Origin of the sequence: Rhodovulum sulfidophilum DSM 1374, from assembly GCF_001633165.1 — a bacterium.
GTDB lineage: Bacteria > Pseudomonadota > Alphaproteobacteria > Rhodobacterales > Rhodobacteraceae > Rhodovulum > Rhodovulum sulfidophilum.
Genome location: NZ_CP015418.1, coordinates 3697203 through 3717060 on the forward strand (window position 1 = coordinate 3697203; position 19858 = coordinate 3717060).

The window sequence follows — 19858 nt, forward strand, 5'->3', positions numbered from 1 at the left end:
CCCCCGCCCCTTGGCCCCCGGCAGCCGTCGGGCTATCTGAGGGTCAGGAGGCACCGACATGACCCGCATTTCCACCGATATCCTGATTTCCGGCGGCGGCGTCGCCGGACTGACCGCTGCGGCATTGTTCGGCTCCGAGGGCTATTCCGTCCTCTGCGTCGACCCCGCGGCCCCGGTCACCGAAGAATCCGCCGAGGGCGCCGACCTGCGCACCACCGCCTTCCTGCAGCCCTCGCTTCAGGTGCTGAAGACGGCCGGGCTCTGGGACCGGCTCGCGCCCTTTGCCACCGACCTGCAGGTGATGCGGATCGTCGATGCCGGCGGCAAGATCCCCTCGCCCCGCGTCACCCGCAACTTCAACGCCAGGGATGTCTCGGACCTGCCCTTCGGCTGGAACCTGCCCAACTGGCTGTTGCGACGCGAGATGGTGCGGCGGCTCGAGGACCTGCCGAATGTCGATTTCCGCCCCGGCACCGGCACCGCCTCGGTGCTCACCCGGGACAGCGCGGCGCTGGCCGATCTCAGCGACGGCACCAGGGTCTCGGCCCGGCTGCTGATCGGCGCCGATGGCCGCAATTCGCCTGTCCGCGAGGCGCTGGGGATCGGCGTGCGCACCATGCGCTATGGTCAGAAGGCGCTGGCCTTCGCCGTCACCCATCCCGAGCCCCATGGCAATGTCTCGACCGAGATCCACCGCTCGGGCGGGCCGTTCACGCTGGTGCCTCTGCCCGATCGCGACGGCCGCCCCTGTTCGGCCATCGTCTGGATGGAGCGCGGCCCCGAGGCGCTGCGCCTTGCCGCCCTGCCCGAGGCCGAGTTCAACGCCGAGATGACCGCGCGGTCCGGCGCGATCTACGGCCCCCTCAGGCTGGAAACCCGCCGCACGGTCTGGCCGATCATCAGCCAGGTCGCCCATCGCATGTCGGGCGAGCGGACCGCGCTGATCGCCGAGGCCGCCCATGTGATGCCCCCCATCGGCGCGCAGGGTCTGAACATGAGCCTCGCGGATCTGCGCGTCCTGCTCGATCTTTGCCGCGCCGCGCCGAACCGGATCGGCGAGGAGGCCATGCTCGATCTCTATCACCGCCGCCGCCACCCCGAGGTTCTGGCCCGCGTCACCGGCATCGACCTGTTGAACCGCGCCTCAATGCAATCGGCGCAACCGCTTCGCGATCTGCGCGCGGCGGGCGTCGCCAGCCTTTACGCCCTGAAACCGATCCGCAAGACGCTGATGCGGCTGGGAATGGGCACCGGCGCCTGAGGCCATGACAGGTGCGATCCGCCCCGTCGGGGCGGGTCGTCCGCGGGTCTAGCCCAGCGGCCCGGGCAAACGTTCCTCGCTGAGAATCACATTGGCTTCGACATTGCCGACCCCTGGCAGGGTCATGATCCGGCGCCGCAGCACCCGCTCGAAATCGGGCAAATCGCGGGCGACCACCTTCAGCCGGTAGTCGAACAGCCCCAGCACATGCTGCACCGTCTGCACCTCGGGGATCGCGGTCACCGCGCATTCGAACTGCTCGAGCCCGACCCGCCCCTTGGTGGCAAGCTTCACGCCCAGAAACACGCTGACCGAAAAGCCCAGCGCCTCGGCATCGAGATCGACCCGGCGCCCGGCGATGGCGCCCGCCTCCTCCAGCCGCCTGATCCGCCGCCAGCAGGCCGGCTGGCTCAGCCCGAAGCGCCGCCCCAGCGCGCCCGCGCTTTGCGTCGCGTCCTCGGACAGCGCGCGCAGGATCCGACGGTCGGTCTCGTCCAGCTCGATCACAGCGGCAGCGCCTCGGCGCGCTTGATATCGGCCACATGCATCAGCGCCTCGATATCGGCGATATGCGGCAGGGTCAGGATCCGGGTGCGGTAAAGCTCCTGATAATGCGCCATGTCGCGCGCGAGGATGTTCAGCCGCACATCGACCCGTCCGAGAAAACTCTGGATCTCGCGCACCTCGGGCACCAACCGCGCCGCGGCGATGAATTCGTCGAAGGCACGCGGGTCGGTCTTGTCGAGCGAAAAGCGCAGGCTCACCTCGACCGAATAGCCCAGCGCCCGCCAGTCGATCACCGCCCGGATGCCCCTCAGCACGCCCTTCGCGCGCAGCTTTTCCAGCCGCCGCCAGCAGGTCGCGGCCGTCAGCCCGGCCCGCTCGGCCAGATCGGCGGTCGAAAGAGACGGCTCGGCCTGAAGATAGCGCAGCAGGCGGCGGTCGGCATCGTCGATAGGAATGGTCATTTCACATAGAGCACCAGTAGCGAATGATTTTTCTTATTTATGGCCGTTTCATTGAACGAATGAAACCCCTGCCCTTCGAAAACCGCCTAAATTCGCATCAACCGACCCTCAAGAAGGAGCACCGCGATGCGCGTGTATTACGACCGTGACTGCGACATCAACCTGATCAAGGACAAGAAGGTGGCGATCCTGGGCTATGGCAGCCAGGGCCATGCCCATGCGCTGAACCTGCGCGATTCGGGCGCCAAGAACATCGTCGTCGCGCTGCGCGAAGGCTCGGCCTCGGCCAAGAAAGCCGAAGCCGAAGGGCTTCAGGTCATGGGCATCGCCGAAGCCGCCGCCTGGTGCGACCTGATCATGTTCACCATGCCCGACGAGCTGCAGGCCGAGACCTACAAGAAATACGTCCATGACAACCTGAAGGAAGGCGCCGCCATCGCCTTCGCGCACGGCCTGAACGTGCATTTCGGCCTGATCGAGCCCAAACCCGGCGTCGACGTGATCATGATGGCCCCGAAAGGCCCGGGCCACACCGTGCGCGGCGAATATGTCAAGGGCGGCGGCGTGCCCTGCCTCGTGGCGGTCGCCAATGACGCCACCGGCAAGGCGCTGGAACTGGGGCTCAGCTACTGCTCGGCCATCGGCGGCGGCCGCTCGGGCATCATCGAGACCAGCTTCAAGGAAGAATGCGAAACCGATCTCTTCGGCGAACAGGCGGTCCTCTGCGGCGGTCTGGTCGAGCTGATCCGGATGGGCTTCGAGACCCTGGTCGAGGCGGGCTACGCCCCCGAGATGGCCTATTTCGAATGCCTGCACGAGGTGAAGCTGATCGTCGACCTGATCTATGAAGGCGGCATCGCCAACATGAACTACTCGATCTCGAACACCGCCGAATACGGCGAATACGTGTCGGGTCCGCGGGTTCTGCCCTATGACGAGACCAAGGCGCGGATGAAGGCGGTGCTGAACGACATCCAGTCCGGCGTCTTCGTGCGCAACTGGATGCAGGAATGCGCCGTCGGCCAGCCCTCTTTCAAGGCAACCCGCCGCAACAACGACGCCCACCGGATCGAACAGGTCGGCGAGAAGCTGCGCGACATGATGCCCTGGATCACCGCGGGCAAGATGGTCGACAAGTCGAAGAACTGACCGACCGGCAAACCCGCCGTCACTCGGACAGGAAAAGGCGCCCCAGCGGGCGCCTTTTCTTTTTCAAGAACAGGAATACAATCGTCGCGCATTTTACGATTCTCTTCGACGGGCCATTTTTCAAAGCGGGAATTTGCGCATGAGAATTTCGGTATTCGATGGCCTGCGGGGCTATTTCCTCATCGTGATGACCATGGTCCACATGTCGTCCGAGTGTCACACCAAAATCGGAGCGCTTCGGATTGAAGATTTCGGCTGGGTAGACAGTGCACACGGGTTCGTTTTTCTTTCGGGTCTTGTCGTCGGCATTGTCTACGGCAGGCGCCTGATCCGCCAATCGCGCTCTGCGATGACATCGAGCCTGATGCGTCGCCTCATGACAATATACGGCTATCACGCAATTCTGCTGGCGGCGATCACTCTGATCGTTGTGACGTTTTACCGCCCGCCTTCGACGTTCGACACGCATTGGGGCGAAAACCCGCTTCTGGTCAGCCTCTTCGCCTTTCTGCTGCTAGATTCACCACGCTATCTTGGCATCCTGCCGATGTATGCCACTTTCGTACTGGCCACGCCCATCATTCTGATACAACTTCAGAAACAGCGCTATGCTCTGGTTCTTGTAAGCTCCTTGGCTCTTTGGACAGTCGCACAAACCGGCCTTCCCACCCACCTGTTGCAGGCCATCGACGTGGCCAGCGGTCTGAAGCAGCAAGATATAGCGGTCGGGCTTTATTTCGACCGCTTCGCCTGGCAGATACTCTATGTCGGCGGCCTCGTCCTCGGAATGCTGATCGCCCAGGAAAAGCTGTCGCTAAATATCCTGCACAGCCCCGAATACCGCGCGATTTTCCTGGTCTGCGTTACAACGGCAATCGCCTTCGCCATATCGGCAATCCGGCTGCGCCTGTTTGACGCGGTGCCCCGAACCAGCTTCTTCGGAGAACTCTCCTACAACCGCAGTCATTTCTCCGCGCTGCGGCTGATCAACTTCATCGTCGACCTCTATATCATTACCTGGCTGCTCGCAGCAGGGACCGGGGATCGAAACCCGGCCGTGCAAGCGGCCGCCCGAGGCCTTCGTTGGCTGGCGTCGTTCCGGCCGCTGGTCTTTCTCGGTCAGCATTCGCTGCAGGTTTTCTCGTTTCACGTCTTTCTGGTCTATGCCGCGATGTTCGCCGACATCTCGGAGGCGCCCCGTTTGCTGCGCGAAATCGTGGTGCTGGCCTCACCGGTATGTCTTCTGCTGCCCGCCTATCTGCATGCGCGCTATCGGGACAGAAGTCAGAGGCTGCGCCTGTCCCGAGCGAAGCCCTGATCCGAGAGGACCCCCCTGCCCGGCGGCCAGCTCCGCCGCCGGGCGCCGCGCTCAGGGCGCGCCGCGGCCATCGGACCGGGTGTCGGGCGTATCCGCCGCAAGCGTGCTTTTTGGCGCCTCCGGATCAGCCTGACGCTGTTCGGTGCGCTGCTTGCTGATCCACGAGAAGACCACGACCGCGCACAAGGTTCCAAGAGCAAGGGTAACGATCAATGACGAAGCTGCCATGGTTGTCCTCCTTTCGATTGCAGGCGCGAAGAATGCGCCCGCTTCCGGGAAGACAACGAAAAGGGCCGGGCCGCTGTTCCGTCACGATCACAGCCGGGGCATGACAGCGGATAATCCGACGAAGGCACCGGGACACAGGTCCCTGCGCAACCGAGCGCCCCGAAAAGATCCGGTCGAGGCGGCTCAGGCCACCTGCTCGACCGCCTCGACGACCCTGCCCACGACCTCAATCAACTGCGCGTCATCCTCACATTCGGCCATGACGCGGATCAACGGCTCGGTCCCGGACTTGCGGATCAGAAGCCGTCCATGTCCGTCCAGACGCTTTTCGGCCGCGGCAATGGCGTCCTGAACCGAAGCCGTGCCCAGCGGGTCGGCCCCGGCGGCATAGCGGACATTCTTCAGAAGTTGCGGCACCCGCTCGAAACGGCGCGCAAGATCCGAGGCGGGACGCCCGGTCTCAACCATCGCCGCCAGGAACTGCAGCCCGGCCAGCAGCCCGTCGCCGGTGGTGCAATAATCGGTCATCACGATATGGCCCGACTGTTCGCCGCCGAGGTTCCAGCCGCCCTTCCGCATCGCCTCGACCACATAACGGTCGCCGACGGCAGTGCGTTCAAGCTTCAGCCCCTGCCCGGCCAGATGCCGCTCGAGCCCGAGATTGGACATCACCGTCGCGACCAGCGTGCCATGGCGCAGCCGCCCCTGAGCCGCCCAGCGTTCGGCTAACAGCGCCATGACCTGATCGCCATCGGCCACCGCCCCGGTCTCGTCGATGATCATCACCCGGTCGGCATCGCCGTCGAGACAGATCCCCAGATCGGCGCCATGGGCCACCACCGCAGCGGCCGCGATATCGGTATGGGTCGAGCCGCAGTTCCGGTTGATATTCAAGCCGTTGGGCTCGGCGCCCATGGACACGACCTCGGCGCCCAGTTCCCACAGCACGCTCGGCGCCACCCGATAGGCCGCGCCATTGGCGCAATCGACCACCACCTTCAGCCCGTCGAGCCGGAGCCCGCGCGGGAAGGTGGTCTTGAGGAATTCGCCATAGCGCCAGAGCCCGTCATCGATGCGCTTGGCGCTGCCGATATTGGCCGGCTGGCACAGCGCGATCTCGGCCTCGAGGATCGCCTCGATCTCGGCCTCGGCCTCGTCCGAAAGCTTGAAGCCCGAAGGGCCGAAGAACTTGATACCATTGTCTTCATGCGGGTTGTGGCTGGCCGAGATCATGATGCCGAGATCGGCCCGCATCGACTGGGTCAGAAAGCCCACGGCAGGCGTCGGCACCGGCCCAAGCAGAAGCACGTTCATGCCGGTCGAGGTCAGGCCCGCGGTCAGCGCGTTTTCCAGCATGTAGCCCGACCGCCGCGTGTCCTTGCCGATCACCACCCGGTGCCGGTTCAGCCCGTCGGTGCGGAAATAGCGCCCCGCCGCCTGGCCCAGCCGCAACGCCATGTCAGGCGTCATCGGATGGCTGTTGGCGCGGCCGCGCACGCCGTCGGTTCCGAAAATCTGTCTACTCATGACCCAACTCCAACCCCTTTACCGCTGCATCGAGCCGCATCGCCTGCCGGGTCTCGGCGGCGTCATGCACCCGGACGAACTGAACGCCCTGGGCGATCGCGGCCAGCGCCACCGCGACCGAGCCCGGCCCCCGCGCCGCCGCCGTCTCGGCACCGCCTATGGCGCCGATGAAGCGCTTGCGCGACGCCCCGAGCAGCACCGGACAGCCGAGCCCGTGAAAGAGGCTGATCCCGCGCAGCAGCGCCAGATTATGCGCCAGCGTCTTGCCGAAGCCGATGCCCGGATCGACGACGATGCGCGAGGCCGGAATACCGGACGCCAGCGCCGCCCGCACCCGCTCGACGAGAAAGTCGTAGACGTCGAGCAGCACATGATCGTAATGCGGGTCGTCCTGCATCGTGGCCGGGTCGCCCTGCGCATGCATCAGGCAGACCGCCGCCCCCGCCCGCGCCGTCGCCCCCGCCAGATCCGGGTCGAAGCCCAGCGCCGCCACGTCATTGACCATGTCGGCACCGGCCGCGAGCGCGGCCTCGGCCACCGCCGCCTTGCGGGTGTCGATCGAGATCGGCCGCGAGACCCCGGCGGAACGCAGCGCCGCAATGACGGGCGCGGTGCGGGCGATCTCCTCGGGGACCGACACATCGGCCGAGCCGGGCCGGGTCGATTCGCCGCCGATATCCAGAATGTCCGCATCCACGGCCAGCGCCTGGCCATGGGCCAGCGCCGTCTCGGGCCGGTCATGCTGTCCGCCATCGGAAAAACTGTCCGGCGTGACATTGAGGATGCCCATCAGCCGCGGACGATCCATGGTCAGCCCGGCGATGGCCGGGCGCGGCGCGGTCAGCGCGATGCGCCAGTCCTCGGGGATCGCGCGCGCCGGAACCAGCCGCGGCGGCTCGTCCCGCTCCAGCATCTCGGCCATTGCGAACCAGCCCCATCCTCCGGCCAGTGTCAGGGCCTCGGAAGGACGGGCGGGGTCGGTCTGAACGATGGGACGATAATAGCTGGTCATGGACCGTTGATCTGCCAAGCCGGGGCGCTTGGCAACCCGTCAGATCGCCGTCCCGGCCGCATCGGGCGAAACATAGCGCAGATCGAGCCCGCGCGCGGGATGCTCGGGGACATCCTCGCCGATCACCAGCACCGTCTCGGCATGAAGCTCGGCGGCAAACCAGAGCGCGAGTTCCAGCGCGTCATGCGGATCGGCAGACGGGCTCTCGACCGCGTCGAGCACGATCTTCGAGGGCGCCCAGACGCTGATCTGATCGTGCTTCATCGCCCAGTCGATCTCGGTCCGGCTGCCGCGCACCACGCAGCGCGGATCGCGTCCGGCCAGCACCCAGGCATTCTGCTCGATGGCCAGCAGATCGATCCGGCGCTGGACCAGCGGAGCCGTCGCCTGCGGCGCGGGCGTCTCGGAGGCGCCGACGCACAGCACCAGCGGCCGCGCCCCGGCCTGCCAGCGGTCGAGCCAGCCGGGCAGCTCGGGCGCGGCCAGCGCGGCATTGGTCAGGAACACGACGAGCGGCGCCACAAGGGGCTCGGGCTCGGCCGCGACGGGCACTGGGCGCGGCAGATCGGGGGCACGGTCGCGCACGATCTCGACCCCCAGCGCGCCGGGCCCGCGGTCGAGCTTCTCGATCCGGATATAGGCCCGCATCGCCTGCGGTGCGGCCAGGATGCGCTCGGCGACCCGTTCAGCCAGGGTCTCGAGCAGGTTCAGCCGCTCCGAGGACAGTTCGGCCGCAATCGCCTCGGCAATCATGTCATAGGACAGCACCCGGTCGACATCGTCGTCCAGCGGCGCGGGATGCGGCCGGACCTCGACCACGACATTGAACCGCACCCGCTGGGTCGAGCCGCGCTCGGCCTGGAAGGCGCCGATCTCGACCTCGGCGACAAGGTCGCGCAGCGAGATCCGGTCGCGCAGCGGCCGGGCCGGGTCCATGGCTTCGGCCCGTTCCGACGGATGGGCGAAGGCAAGGCGGATGTCGTCTGTCATCTTGGTCTCCGGCAAGCTGGATTTCCTCATGGGCGGAAACGGGCGCAACGGACAGCCCGGCGGCCGGATGTGACGGGCGGGCGCCTCAGTTGGCCGCGACCGCCGCGGGCCGACGGTAGAACAGATGCTGGCCGATCGAGGCCGTACGCGGGAACCGCCGGGCCCATCCCGGGTCGACACTGCGGTTGTGGTAATGGGTCGCACCGCCGGTCAGCGCCCGCGGAGCGCCGTCCAGCATCATCCGCGCGATCTTGCCCATCCGCCGATAGGTCCGCTGATCCGAGATATGCTCGGCGCGGCCGTCGCAGGTATAGGAGAACTGACAGCGGTTCAGCTTGCCGGTGCCCTGATGCACGACACCGCAGACGCTGTCGGGATAAAGCGGCGAGGCGACGCGGTTCAGGATCACTTCGGCCACCGCGAACTGGCCCTTCACCGTCTCGCCCCGGGCTTCGAAATAAAGCGCCTCGGACAGGCAGGTCCAGGCCTCGCCGCCCTTGGCGACGGGCTGTGCATCGAGCCATTTCGGGTCGTAGCGCCTGGCATCCCGGACCGCAGGGGAGGTGCTGAGGCGGTTGATCCGGCGCTGGCCGAGCCGCTGCAGACCGGCCCGCTCGGCGCCGAGAAGGCGGGCGAGATTGTCGCCCAGAACCGCCGTCGGATCGTTCGACTGCGATCCCGTCATCTCCGACTGGCCCGCCGGAGCGACCAAAAGCAGGGCCGTAGCCGCCGCAATACCTGCGACCCGAATACTTACCCGACCCATTTTGCCCCTCATAGCTGGCCAGAGCCCTCACATGACCCTGGGGCGGCCCTCTACCCGCAAAGGGCTCAAATGTCCATCCGGGGGCCGGTTTTGCAACCATGAGCAGAGCTTTTCATTGCTTGCGCTTGCGAAGTTTTATTCGCGCATGAGGTGAAAAATGGCGGTCAAACCATTGATTCAATACCGCCCATGTTTTGGGCGCAGCGCGGCACCCAGCGCCAGCTGTGCGGCGGCAAGTCGCGCAACGGGCACCCGGAAGGGAGAGCAGGAAACATAGTCGAATCCGGCCTCGCGGCAGAAGGCAATCGAATCTGCATTGCCGCCATGTTCGCCGCAGATCGACAGCACGATCTCGGGCCGGGCCAGCCGGCCGCGATCGGCGCCGATGCTCAGAAGCTCGCCCACGCCCTCGGTATCGAGCACATGGAACGGGTCTTCGGCAAAGACCCCCTGCTTGACATAGGACCCCATGAACCGCCCGGCATCGTCGCGCGAAAGCCCATAGGTCATCTGCGTGAGGTCATTGGTGCCGAAGCTGAGGAATGCGGCATGCTGGGCGATATCGCCGGCGCGAAGCGCGGCCCTGGGCGTCTCGACCATCACCCCCAGCCGATAGGCGAAATCCGCCCCGCGCTCGGTCCGGACCGCGGCGGCAAGCGAGTCGATCCGGGTCTTCACCAGCTCGACCTCGCGCATCGCCGAGACCAGCGGGATCATGATCTCGGGCACGATCGGCCAGCCCTTGCGGCTGGCCTCGATCGTGGCCTCGAAGATGGCCCGGGCCTGCATGTCGTAGATCTCGGGCACGGCGATCCCGAGCCGGACCCCGCGCATCCCCAGCATCGGGTTGAATTCGGACAAGGCCTGAATCCGGCGGGTCACGTCGGACACCGGCAGGCCAAGCGCCTCGGCCAGTTCGCGGATGCCCTCGCGCGACTGCGGCAGAAACTCGTGCAGCGGCGGGTCGAACAGCCTGATGCAGACCGGAAGCCCCTGCATGATCTCGAAAAGCCGGATGAAATCGCCGCGCTGCATCGGCAGCAGGCGTTCCAGCACCGTACCGCGGTCCTCGGGGCCGGCGGCAAAGATCATCTCATGCATGACCGTCAGCCGGTCATGTTCGAAAAACATATGTTCGGTGCGGCAGAGCCCGATCCCGTCAGCGCCGAACCGGCGCGCGGTCTCGGCATCGGCGGGGGTGTCGGCATTGGCCCGGATGCCGATATCGCAGGCCGCCTCGGCCCAGCCCATCAGCGCATGGAACGCATCGTCGAGCGCGGGCGGCAGCATCTTGGCCTCGCCCAGCAGCGCCTGCCCGTTGGTGCCGTCAAGCGTGACGATATCGCCCTCATGCAGCTTGCGGCCGTCGGCGGTGATCAGAACGCCGTCGCGGCGGTTCAGCCGCATGTCCGAGACGCCGACGACGCAAGGCACACCCAGCCCGCGCGCGATCACGGCGGCATGGCTGGTCATGCCGCCGCGTTCGGTCATCACGCCCGCCGCCACATGCATGCCGCGAATATCCTCGGGCGTGGTTTCGCGACGCACCAGAATGCAGGGCTCGCCGCGCGCGGCACTGGCCTGCGCTGCGGCCGAGCCGAAGACGAGCCGCCCCACGGCGGCGCCCGGGCTCGCGGCAATGCCCTGCGCGATCACCTGCCGCCGCCCGGTCGGATCGACCTGGCTGTGCAGAAGCTCACTGACCGCGCGCGGCTCGATCCGGGCCAGCGCGTCCTCGCGGGCGATGATCCCCTCATCTGCCAGCATCACCGCGATCCGCACCGCACTGCGGGCGCTGCGCTGAACCCGCACCGCATCCAGCACCCAGAGCCGCCCGGCCTCGATGGTGAACTCGATCTGCATCTCTTCGCAAAGGTTGATCCGGCAGGTGTCGCCATACCGCTTGAGCCGGGCAAAAAGCTCGGGACAGCGATCCTCGAGCGCCGGGCCGCGCGGATCGCGGGTCAGGAAAAGCGCCTGTTTCTGGCGGCTGACCGCGTCGCGGCCCTGGCTCTGGCCCAGATACCGCCCGGTGATGCGCCGCTGTCCGGTGACCCCGTCGACGAACTGGATCACGCCCGAGCCGCTTTCCTCGGGGCCGAGGCCCAGCGCCATCTGCTGCACCACAAGCCCCAGCCCGGCCTCGGCCGGCGCCCCCTTGGCCTGACGCAGAAGCCGCGCCGTGGTGCCTTCCCAGGCCCGCGCCATCGAGCGCAGAACCTCCAGCAACTGCCGCACCGGGTCCTGCGGGAAGGGCTCTTCGGTCTCTTCGGCATAGGCGGCAAGCGCCGCCGCCACCGCCTCGGCCGAATAGTCCTCGGACTCGAACAGGTCGGGGTCGAGCCGCGCGACATGGATCGCATAGGCCTGGATGAAGCGCAGATACAGCGCGTTGGCCGCGGCCGCGCCATGGGTCTTGCACAAGGCGGCATGACGCGCGTCATTCATGCCGATATTGAGGATCGAGGCCGGACCGCCCCAGTCCGGATCCGCCGAGCTCGGCCGGACCGAGACCAGCGGCGCGGCGCCGAACACCGCCAGCAGCGCCTCGGCATCGGGCATCTGGCCCAGGGCGATCCGGTGCACGGCCTCGAAGGACAGCGCGACGGTGCGCGGCACCGGCAGGTCGATGCGCACCAGGCGCTGCAGGCACTTGGCCCGCCCGCCATGGCGGTCCGCGGCAATGGCCGCGTCCGGCGTTATCTCGGTAAAGTCAACGATATCCGTGAGTTTCCGCACCGCAGCATCCTTCCCCCCTGCTGCAGCATACGCCGATGGCGGGAACTGACAAGCAAAGCGTCACGATGCGGCGCTCAGCCGTCGATCCGGGTCAGATCGGCCACGCTGCCGCAGGTCGCGCGGATGCGATGCAGCAGATTGAGCCGGTTGCGACGGATGATCTCATTGTCGGAATTGACCTGCACCGCCTCGAAGAAGGCGTCGATCGGCGCCCGAAGCGCGGCCATGGCGGCCATGGCTTTCGCGAAATCCTCGGCCTCCATCGCCGGGCCGATGGCCGCCTCGGCCGCGTCGAGCGCATCGAAAAGCGCCTGCTCGGCCGGGTCGTCGGAGAATTTCCGGTCGGCCCCGAAGGAGTATTCGACCCCGTCCTTTTCCTCGGCCTGGCTGAGGATGTTGTTGGCCCGCTTGAAGCCCTGCACCAGGTTTTCGCCATCCTCGGTGCCGATCACCGCCTGCAGTGCCTCGGCCCGCCGGACCAGCAGCGTCAGGTCGTCATTGCCGGGCATGGCCAGACAGGCGTCGATCACGTCATGCCGGATGCCCTCGGCGCGCAGGTGGACCTTGAGGCGGTCGTGGAAGAAGGAGAGGAGGTCTTCGGTCAGTTCAAAACCCAGCCTAACATCAGGACGATCTTCAGACGGTGGGCTATCCAGCCTGGCTTGGCTCCAGATCGCCTTGTCAACTTGGTCGGCAAATTCAATCAGAAGCTTCTCATCTTGTACTTTTCCCCCAAGAACCGCGAATGCTTCGTGCAGCCCCTCATATTGCCGTGATGCGAGTACATGACCCACGTTTGGCCCAAGTGCTCGAAACATCATTTCGGATAGATTGCCGCGAATTCGATTCACCAGCACCAGCCGGATCACCCCCAGCGCCGCACGGCGAAGCGCAAAGGGGTCCTTGGACCCGGTGGGTTTCTCGTCGATGGCCCAGAAGCCGGTCAGCGTGTCGATCTTGTCGGCCAGCGCCACGGCGACCGACACCGGCGCGGTCGGGACCTCGTCGGAAGGGCCAAGCGGCTTGTAATGCAGCGCGCAGGCCTCGGCGACCTCGGCGGGCAGGCCCGCGGCCGCCGCGTAATAGCGGCCCATCAGGCCCTGAAGCTCTGGGAATTCATAGACCATCTGCGAGGCGAGATCGAGCTTGGCTACCTTGGCCGCCTGTTCCGTCAGATCGGGATCGGCACCGACCTTCGGCGCGATCTCGCGGGCCAGAGCCGCCACTCGCCCGATCTTGTCGGCCTGGCTCCCAAGCGCGCTCTGGAAGGTCACATGGGTCAGGGCCTCGCGCCAGTCCTCCATGCCGGTCTTCGCCACGGCAAGATCGTTGCCCCAGAAGAAGGCCGCGTCCGACAGGCGCGCGGATAGCACTTTTCCGTTGCCCTTGAGGATGGTTTCGCCGTTATCGGCGGTTTCCCGGTTAGCAACTGTCACAAATCGAACAATCCGCCCCGTCTTCGGATCTCTGACCGAGAAGAACTTCTGATGCTCCTTCATCGAGGTCTGAAGCACCTCGGGCGGCAGGTCCAGAAAGGCCTCGCCGATGGCGCCCATCAGCACCACGGGCCATTCCACCAGCCCCGCGACCTCGGTCAGAAGGCCCTTGTCCTCGACCACCTCAAGGCCCTGGGCGAAGGCCGCATTGGTGGCGTCATGCCAGATCTGATCGGCGCGTTCGTCCTGATCGAGCATCACCCTGGCGCGCTTGAGCCTGACCGCGTAATCCTCGAAGCCCGTCACCCGGAACGGCTCGGGCGCCATGAAGCGGTGGCCGCGGGTGGTGTCGCCCGCGCGGATGCCGTCGATGTCGAGCGGGACGACCTCTGCCCCGGCCTCGGTCGTCAGCAGGCACAGGATCGAATGCAGCGGCCGCACCCAGCGCAGGCTGCCCGCGCCCCAGCGCATCGACTTGGGCCAGGGGAAATTGCGGATCGTCGCCTCAAGCACCTCGGCCACGATGGCGGCGGCCTCGCGGCCGGGCTTGTCGATCACCGCGACCCAGACCCGGCCCTTCTTGTCGTCGCGCGCCTCAAGCCGGTCCTTGGTCAGCCCGGTCGAGCGCAGGAACCCCTCCAGCGCCTTTTCGGGCGCATCGACACGGGGGCCCTTGCGCTCTTCCTTCAGGTCGGGGCTGCGGGGCGAAAGCCCCTCGACGGCCAGAACCAGACGGCGCGGCGTGGAATAGGCCCGGGCATGACCATAGGTCAGCCCGGCCTCGACCAGCCCGTCGGTCACTCGCTGGCGCAGCGCCTCGCGCGCCCCGGCCTGCATCCGCGCCGGAATTTCCTCGGAAAAGAGTTCGATCAGAAGGTCGGGCATGGGGCGTCCCTAATTCGCGGCCTCGGGCGCATCGCCCGTCCAGCCGCCGGCTTTCGTTTCGACGAAGGCATCGGCGCAGCGCTTGGCCAGCGCCCGCACCCGCCCGATATAGGCCTGCCGCTCGGTGACGGAGATCACGCCACGCGCGTCCAGCAGGTTGAAGAAATGGCTGGCCTTGATGCATTGGTCATAGGCCGGGTGCACCATGATGATGCGCTTGCCGCTGCGCGGATCCTCGGCCGGCTGATCGAGGATACGGGCGCATTCGGCCTCGGCGGCCTCGAAGAAATGCAGAAGCTTGTCGGTGTCGGCCACGTCGAAGTTCCAGCGGCTGTATTCTTCCTCTGTCTGCCGGAACACGTCGCCATATTTCAGCGCGATCGGCGCATCGGGGTCGTTGAAGGGCATGTCCATCACATGGTCGATGCCCAGCACATACATCGCCAGCCGTTCCAGCCCATAGGTCAGCTCCCCCGAGACCGGGTGGCAGTCATGGCCGCCGACCTGCTGGAAATAGGTGAACTGGCTGACTTCCATGCCGTCGCACCAGACCTCCCAGCCCAGCCCCCAGGCGCCCAGCGTCGGGCTTTCCCAGTCATCCTCGACAAAGCGGATATCGTGATAGTCGAAGTCGATGCCGATGGCGGCCAGCGAGCCCAGATAAAGCTCCTGCAGATCGGGCGGGCTGGGTTTGATCAGCACCTGATACTGGTAATAATGCTGCATCCGGTTGGGGTTCTCGCCATAGCGCCCGTCGGTCGGCCGCCGCGACGGCTGGACATAGGCCGCGGCCCAGGGCCGGGTTCCGAGCGAGCGCAGCGTGGTCGCCGGATGGAAGGTGCCAGCGCCCACTTCCATGTCGTAAGGCTGCAGGATCGCACAGCCCTTGGACGCCCAGTAGGTCTGAAGCCTGAGAATGATCTCCTGGAAACTGCGCGGTTTGCCGTCGCTCATGACGCCTTGAATCCCCTGTCCCGGTGGATGACCGGGTCTCAATATGCAAGCGATGCAACAGGGTCAATCAACCCGACACGAAACGGACTTGTTGACGTGCAATAAACGACGTTCCTGCTAGGGTCGCGACAGATTCGCCGCACCGGCGAAAACCGACTGGACGACAAGGTTTACAAGACTGATGAGATTTCTAGCAACGATCGCCTTCGTGCTGCTGGCGGCGATGCCTGCCGCCGCGCAGGACCGCGCCTGGGTGCAGGTCGAGGCCCATCCGACGCTGCGCGAGACCGAAGAGCGTGCCCGCGCCTATGCGGCCACCCTCAAGGACGTGGGCGCCTACCGACTGAATTCCGGCTGGTATTCCATTGCCGTCGGCCCCTATTCCCCCCCCGTGGCCGAAGCCGAGCTTGCCCGCTACAAGGCCGCCGGGCTTGTGCCCGCAGACACCTTCATCGCCGATGGCGCGAGTTATGAACGTCGCGTCTGGCCGGCCGGCGCCCGGATGCAGGACCCGGCCTCCGAAACGGTGACCGCGCCCCCGACCCAGCCCGACCCGGCAACGGCAGCTCCGGCCGCCGCCGCGCCCGTCGCCCTGCCCGACGAGACCCCGCTCGAGGCCCGCCGGTCCGAGTCCCGGCTCGACAGGCAGGCCCGGATGGAGATCCAGACCGCGCTGAAATGGGAAGGTGTCTACAGCTCGACCATCGACGCCGCCTTCGGCCCGGGCACCCGCCGTGCCATGGCCGACTGGCAATCGGCGCAGGGCTACGAGCCGACCGGCGTGCTGACCTCGCGGCAGCGGGCCGAGCTGGTCGACGGCTACAGGGCGCAGATCGCGCGACTGGGCATGACCCCTGTCGACGAGCCCGAGGCCGGCATCCGCATCGAGATGCCGATGGGCCTCGTCAGGTTCGATCGTTACGAACCGCCCTTCGTGCATTACGCCAGCCGCGGCGATAGCGGGGTCACGGCGCTGCTGATCAGCGAGCGCGGCGACCAGTCGACGCTTTTCGGCCTTTACGACATCATGCAGACGCTGGAAATCGTGCCGCTGGAAGGCCCGCGCGAGCGTTCGTCCCGAAGCTTCACGCTGATCGGGAAGAACGACCGGCTGCAATCCCACACCTATGCCCAGCTGACCGGCGGCATGGTCAAGGGTTTCTCGCTGATCTGGACCCCGTCCGCGGACCCCAAGCTGATGCAGCGCGCGGTGGCGATGATGAAGGACAGCCTCGACTCGGTTCCCAATGTGTCGCTTGACGAGACGCTGGGCGAGGCCACCGCCGAACAACGCGCCGACATGCTGTCGGGGCTGGAGGTGCGCAAGCCCGATGCAACCCATTCGGGCTTCTTCGTTGATCCCGAAGGTGCGGTTCTGACAACGACCAACGGCCTCGACTCCTGCCGCCGCATCACCATCGGCCCCGAACTCGAGGTGACGCTGGCCGCAACCGATGCCGCTCAGGGGCTGGCGCTGCTCCGGCCCGGCCGGACCCTGGCGCCGATCGGCTTCGCCGAATTCGCGCCGGGCGTACCGCGGCTTCGCAGCGATATCGCCGTCGCGGGCTTTTCCTATGGCGAGGTGCTGGATCTTCCGGTGCTGACCTATGGCGTGCTGGCCGATCTCAAGGGGCTGTCGGGCGAAGAAAATGTCGAGCGCCTCGAACTCGACGCGCTGCCCGGCGATACCGGCGGCCCGGTGCTCGACGCCTCGGGCGCGGTCCTCGGCATGCTGCTTGCCGCCTCCGGCGGCGCCCGGCAATTGCCCGAGCAGGTGCGCTATGCGGCCGATGCCTCGGCGGTCGGCGCGTTCCTCACGGCCAACGGGATCGAGCCCCGGACATCCTCGGCAACCGGCGCCCTGCCGCCTGCCGAGCTGTCGCGCCGTGCGGCCGACATGACCGTTCCGGTCTCCTGCTGGAACTGACGCTTGCGGGCGGCGGCGGATTTCGGTCCGCCCCGCCCCTCAGGCCCGCCAGAACTGCACGGTGAAGATCGCGAACACCACCAGCAATTCCAGCCGGCCGACAAACATCGCCATCGACAGGATCCATTTGGCGATGTCGTTCAGCCCCGCGAAATTGCCCGAAGGCCCGATCTTGTCGCCAAGCCCCGGCCCGATATTGCCAAGCGTCGTGGCCGCCCCCGACAGCGCCGTCGTCGCATCGAGCCCGGTCGCCCCCAGCAGCACCGAGACGACCCCAAGCGCCACCACGAAATAGACGAAGAAAGACATCACCGAGGACAGGACATCCTCATCGACCCGCCGCCCGTCATAGCGCGGCTGGAACATCCCGTGCGGCGCATGGATCGACTTGATCTGGACCCTGATCGCCGAAAACAGAAGCTGATAGCGGAAGATCTTGATCGAACAGGCGGTCGACCCCGCACAGCCTCCGATCAGCCCGATGAAGAAGAACAGGATCACCGGCAGCGCGCCCCAGAGCTGATAATCGGTACTGGAAAAGCCCGTGCCCGAGATGATCGAGGTGACATTGAACACCCCCTCGCGGAAGGCATGTTCGTAATGGTCGCCATTGGCGATCACCCGGAACGCCGCGATGATCAGCACGAAGGCGGCGATCACGCCGAGATAGGTCCAGATCTGACTGTCGCGCAGGATCGGCCGCGCCTGTCCCGCCAGCAGCTGCACATAGCGCACGAAAGGCAGGCTCGCGAGGACCATGAACACCGAGGCCACATATTCGGGCACGCCCTGATACAGCGAAAACGAGGCGTCATGGGTCGAGAAGCCGCCGGTCGACATCGTGGTCAGGGCGTGGTTCAGCGCGTCGAAGAGCGGCATCCCGACAACGACGAAGCACAGCATGCAGGCCACCGTCAGAAACAGGTAGATCCCCGAGATCTGCGCCGCGATCTCGACCGCGCGGGGCAGCACCTTGCCACTGGTCTCGAACGCCTCCGAGCGGAAGATCTGCATGCCGCCGACCTTGAGTTCGGGCAGGAACACCATCGCAACCACAATGATGCCGATGCCGCCGAACCATTGCAGCATCGAGCGCCATAGCAGCGTGCCGCGCGGCAGCGTGTCGAGCCCGGTAAAGACGGTGGCGCCGGTCGTGGTCAGCCCCGACATCGCCTCGAAGAAGGCGTCGACCGGGCGTGCCTCGGGCAGGCCCAGCACGAAGGGGATGCCCGCGAAAAGCGGCAGCGCGAGCCATACCGCCGAGGTCAGCAGGAAGGTCTGCCGGATCGACAGCCCGCCATCCGACCCGCTGGCACAGGACAACGCCACCAGCCCCCCGGTCAGACCGGTCAGAAGCGCCGATTCAAGAAACGCGCTCCAGTTCGGGTTGCCGTCCCAAAGGTCGAGCGCCATCGGAAACAGCATGGTGGCGCCGAGCACGGCCACAAGCAGGCCGATCACATATCCAACTGGACGCAGGTCGAGCATGGGCGCAGGCTTGGCCGCAGGGCCTCGACCTGTCAAGCAGCCTCAGCGGCCGTGGACCAGCGTCGAGAACAGCTTGGGGTCGAGACTGTCGGCCGCGAAGGTCGCGCCTTCGGTCAGGACGCTGACGGCATCATGGCTGTGCAGGCTCTCCTGATGGCTGGCGATCACCCGGAAATCGCCGATCCGCGGATCGGTCAGCAGCGCCTCGGCAAAGAGCCGGGCGGCGTCCTCGACAAAGATCGGATTGGCCGCGTTGAGCTCGGCGAAGGCCTGTTCATCCTCGCGCTTGACCATCACCTGGGTCTCGGTCGGCACCGCCTTGCGGCAAAGATCGATCAGGTCCTCGAACCAGAGACAGTCGCCGCCCGGTTCGAGCGCGACCGAGATCCGTGCCACCGAGCGCTGCGAATGCGGCGTGGCCAATTGACCGCGCTCGCGCCGCGCATGTTCGGAAAGTTCAAGCGAACAGGGGCAGGTCGAGCTGTAGACATAGTCGAGATGCATGATCTTGAGGGGCACACCGGCGGTTTCCACCAATTCCAGCGCGAAGTCGTAATATTGGAATCCGTCAAGTCCGGACCGCAGCGACCGCATCTTCATCGGGAAGGAGAAGCACATCATGATCCGGGCGTCGAAGCTGTCGAGATCGGCCTTGTAGCTGGCCAGCGCGGCCTCGATCACCTGAAAGCTGAAGGTCCGTTCGGCATGGGCATAGAAGCTGCGCATGATGCGCGACATGTTGATGCCCTTCTTCTCGGCCTCCAGGCTGACGGTGCCGGTCACCGAGGTTTCCAGCGTCAGGTCGCCATTTTCGCGGGTATGGAACCGGATCGGCAGACGGAAGTTGGAAATCCCGACATGCTGGATCTGACGGCGCGCGCCGCGGATCAGGCTGGCCGGGCCGTTCTGCAGGTCGGGCAGGCTCGCCTTGTAGGCGTCATCCGCCTCGAACCCGTCCGGATAGGTCCGGCTGAGGGTCGGATAATCGGACACCGCGCGCCCCGGGCAAAGCGCCGACAGGGCCGGATCGAGGGTCTCGATCTCGCCGTCGGAGGCAGCTCCTGCCCAGTCCCGCAACAGCGCCAGGGCACGCTCGGCCTCGGCGCGGGTCGGTTCGCGGTCGATGTCGCGGTTGAAAACATTCATCGGGTTGTCCCCTTACTCGACCTCGCCATGCCTCCAAAATGGGCGCAAAGCGTGGAAAGTCCAT

The 19858-nt window shown here is 66.3% G+C and carries 16 protein-coding genes; 4 read left to right on the top strand and 12 right to left on the bottom strand.

Features of this window, described 5'->3' with window-relative positions:
* Positions 1–58: 58 nt before the first annotated feature.
* Positions 59–1261, top strand: coding sequence for a UbiH/UbiF family hydroxylase (locus tag A6W98_RS17265; RefSeq protein ID WP_042463692.1), 1203 nt, complete (start codon positions 59–61; stop codon positions 1259–1261).
* 48 nt (positions 1262–1309) lie between these two features.
* Here the strand turns inward: A6W98_RS17265 and A6W98_RS17270 are convergent, their stop codons facing one another.
* Positions 1310–1768 (bottom strand): Lrp/AsnC family transcriptional regulator, encoded by a 459-nt coding sequence (locus tag A6W98_RS17270; protein ID WP_042463695.1) that lies wholly within the window; start codon positions 1766–1768, stop codon positions 1310–1312.
* Positions 1765–2229, bottom strand: a complete 465-nt coding sequence (locus tag A6W98_RS17275; RefSeq protein ID WP_042463698.1) for an Lrp/AsnC family transcriptional regulator — start codon at positions 2227–2229, stop codon at positions 1765–1767. The genes A6W98_RS17270 and A6W98_RS17275 overlap by 4 nt, the downstream gene beginning before the upstream one ends.
* Before the next feature lie 126 nt (positions 2230–2355).
* On the opposite strand from A6W98_RS17275, the gene ilvC reads away from it, so the two are divergent.
* Together ilvC and A6W98_RS17285 are read left to right on the top strand one after the other, a co-directional pair.
* Entirely contained in the window at positions 2356–3378 is a 1023-nt protein-coding gene (ilvC, locus tag A6W98_RS17280; protein ID WP_042463700.1) for a ketol-acid reductoisomerase, read from the top strand.
* A 139-nt stretch (positions 3379–3517) separates the two neighbouring features.
* Positions 3518–4696: an OpgC family protein gene (locus tag A6W98_RS17285; protein ID WP_042463703.1), complete on the top strand. Its 1179-nt coding sequence runs from the start codon at positions 3518–3520 to the stop codon at positions 4694–4696.
* Positions 4697–4747: 51 nt separating this feature from the next.
* On the opposite strand, the gene A6W98_RS21540 is transcribed toward A6W98_RS17285, so the two are convergent.
* The 8 genes from A6W98_RS21540 to A6W98_RS17320 all read right to left on the bottom strand — a co-directional run bounded on the left by A6W98_RS21540 (position 4748) and on the right by A6W98_RS17320 (position 15233).
* Entirely contained in the window at positions 4748–4924 is a 177-nt protein-coding gene (locus tag A6W98_RS21540) for a hypothetical protein (protein ID WP_168161837.1), read from the bottom strand.
* Between the two features lie 183 nt (positions 4925–5107).
* The gene (gene glmM, locus A6W98_RS17290; RefSeq protein WP_042463706.1) at positions 5108–6451 is read right to left on the bottom strand and encodes a phosphoglucosamine mutase; all 1344 of its coding nucleotides are present in this window, start codon (positions 6449–6451) and stop codon (positions 5108–5110) included.
* The gene (gene folP / locus A6W98_RS17295) at positions 6444–7463 is read right to left on the bottom strand and encodes a dihydropteroate synthase (protein WP_042463709.1); all 1020 of its coding nucleotides are present in this window, start codon (positions 7461–7463) and stop codon (positions 6444–6446) included. Before folP ends, glmM begins: the two co-directional genes overlap by 8 nt.
* Before the next feature lie 39 nt (positions 7464–7502).
* Positions 7503–8453, bottom strand: coding sequence for a dihydroneopterin aldolase (locus A6W98_RS17300; RefSeq protein ID WP_042465342.1), 951 nt, complete (start codon positions 8451–8453; stop codon positions 7503–7505).
* An 85-nt stretch (positions 8454–8538) separates the two neighbouring features.
* On the bottom strand, positions 8539–9138 hold the full coding sequence (locus A6W98_RS17305) for a cell wall hydrolase (RefSeq protein WP_042465345.1): 600 nt from the start codon (positions 9136–9138) through the stop codon (positions 8539–8541).
* Between the two features lie 258 nt (positions 9139–9396).
* Positions 9397–11958 (bottom strand): putative PEP-binding protein, encoded by a 2562-nt coding sequence (locus tag A6W98_RS17310; RefSeq protein ID WP_042463712.1) that lies wholly within the window; start codon positions 11956–11958, stop codon positions 9397–9399.
* Between the two features lie 74 nt (positions 11959–12032).
* Entirely contained in the window at positions 12033–14279 is a 2247-nt protein-coding gene (glyS, locus tag A6W98_RS17315; protein WP_042463714.1) for a glycine--tRNA ligase subunit beta, read from the bottom strand.
* Positions 14280–14288: 9 nt separating this feature from the next.
* Entirely contained in the window at positions 14289–15233 is a 945-nt protein-coding gene (locus tag A6W98_RS17320; protein ID WP_042463716.1) for a glycine--tRNA ligase subunit alpha, read from the bottom strand.
* 181 nt (positions 15234–15414) lie between these two features.
* On the opposite strand from A6W98_RS17320, the gene A6W98_RS17325 reads away from it, so the two are divergent.
* Positions 15415–17160 (top strand): serine protease, encoded by a 1746-nt coding sequence (locus A6W98_RS17325; RefSeq protein WP_155734836.1) that lies wholly within the window; start codon positions 15415–15417, stop codon positions 17158–17160.
* A gap of 39 nt (positions 17161–17199) precedes the next feature.
* Here the strand turns inward: A6W98_RS17325 and A6W98_RS17330 are convergent, their stop codons facing one another.
* Positions 17200–18648 carry a TrkH family potassium uptake protein gene (locus tag A6W98_RS17330; protein ID WP_042463722.1) on the bottom strand — a complete coding sequence of 483 codons (1449 nt, stop codon included), beginning with the start codon at positions 18646–18648 and terminating at the stop codon, positions 17200–17202.
* Positions 18649–18690: 42 nt separating this feature from the next.
* Positions 18691–19794, bottom strand: a complete 1104-nt coding sequence (gene folE2, locus A6W98_RS17335) for a GTP cyclohydrolase FolE2 (RefSeq protein WP_042463725.1) — start codon at positions 19792–19794, stop codon at positions 18691–18693.
* Positions 19795–19858: the final 64 nt, after the last annotated feature.

Coding starts and splice junctions, on each gene's coding strand:
- A6W98_RS17320 (WP_042463716.1), bottom strand. CDS start 15,233: ATGAGCGACGGCAAACCGCGCAGTTTCCAGGAGATCATTCTCAGGCTT.
- A6W98_RS21540 (WP_168161837.1), bottom strand. CDS start 4,924: ATGGCAGCTTCGTCATTGATCGTTACCCTTGCTCTTGGAACCTTGTGC.
- A6W98_RS17275 (WP_042463698.1), bottom strand. CDS start 2,229: ATGACCATTCCTATCGACGATGCCGACCGCCGCCTGCTGCGCTATCTT.
- glyS (WP_042463714.1), bottom strand. CDS start 14,279: ATGCCCGACCTTCTGATCGAACTCTTTTCCGAGGAAATTCCGGCGCGG.
- A6W98_RS17325 (WP_155734836.1), top strand. CDS start 15,415: ATGAGATTTCTAGCAACGATCGCCTTCGTGCTGCTGGCGGCGATGCCT.
- A6W98_RS17300 (WP_042465342.1), bottom strand. CDS start 8,453: ATGACAGACGACATCCGCCTTGCCTTCGCCCATCCGTCGGAACGGGCC.
- A6W98_RS17265 (WP_042463692.1), top strand. CDS start 59: ATGACCCGCATTTCCACCGATATCCTGATTTCCGGCGGCGGCGTCGCC.
- A6W98_RS17330 (WP_042463722.1), bottom strand. CDS start 18,648: ATGCTCGACCTGCGTCCAGTTGGATATGTGATCGGCCTGCTTGTGGCC.
- ilvC (WP_042463700.1), top strand. CDS start 2,356: ATGCGCGTGTATTACGACCGTGACTGCGACATCAACCTGATCAAGGAC.
- glmM (WP_042463706.1), bottom strand. CDS start 6,451: ATGAGTAGACAGATTTTCGGAACCGACGGCGTGCGCGGCCGCGCCAAC.
- A6W98_RS17305 (WP_042465345.1), bottom strand. CDS start 9,138: ATGACGGGATCGCAGTCGAACGATCCGACGGCGGTTCTGGGCGACAAT.
- folP (WP_042463709.1), bottom strand. CDS start 7,463: ATGACCAGCTATTATCGTCCCATCGTTCAGACCGACCCCGCCCGTCCT.
- folE2 (WP_042463725.1), bottom strand. CDS start 19,794: ATGAATGTTTTCAACCGCGACATCGACCGCGAACCGACCCGCGCCGAG.
- A6W98_RS17285 (WP_042463703.1), top strand. CDS start 3,518: ATGAGAATTTCGGTATTCGATGGCCTGCGGGGCTATTTCCTCATCGTG.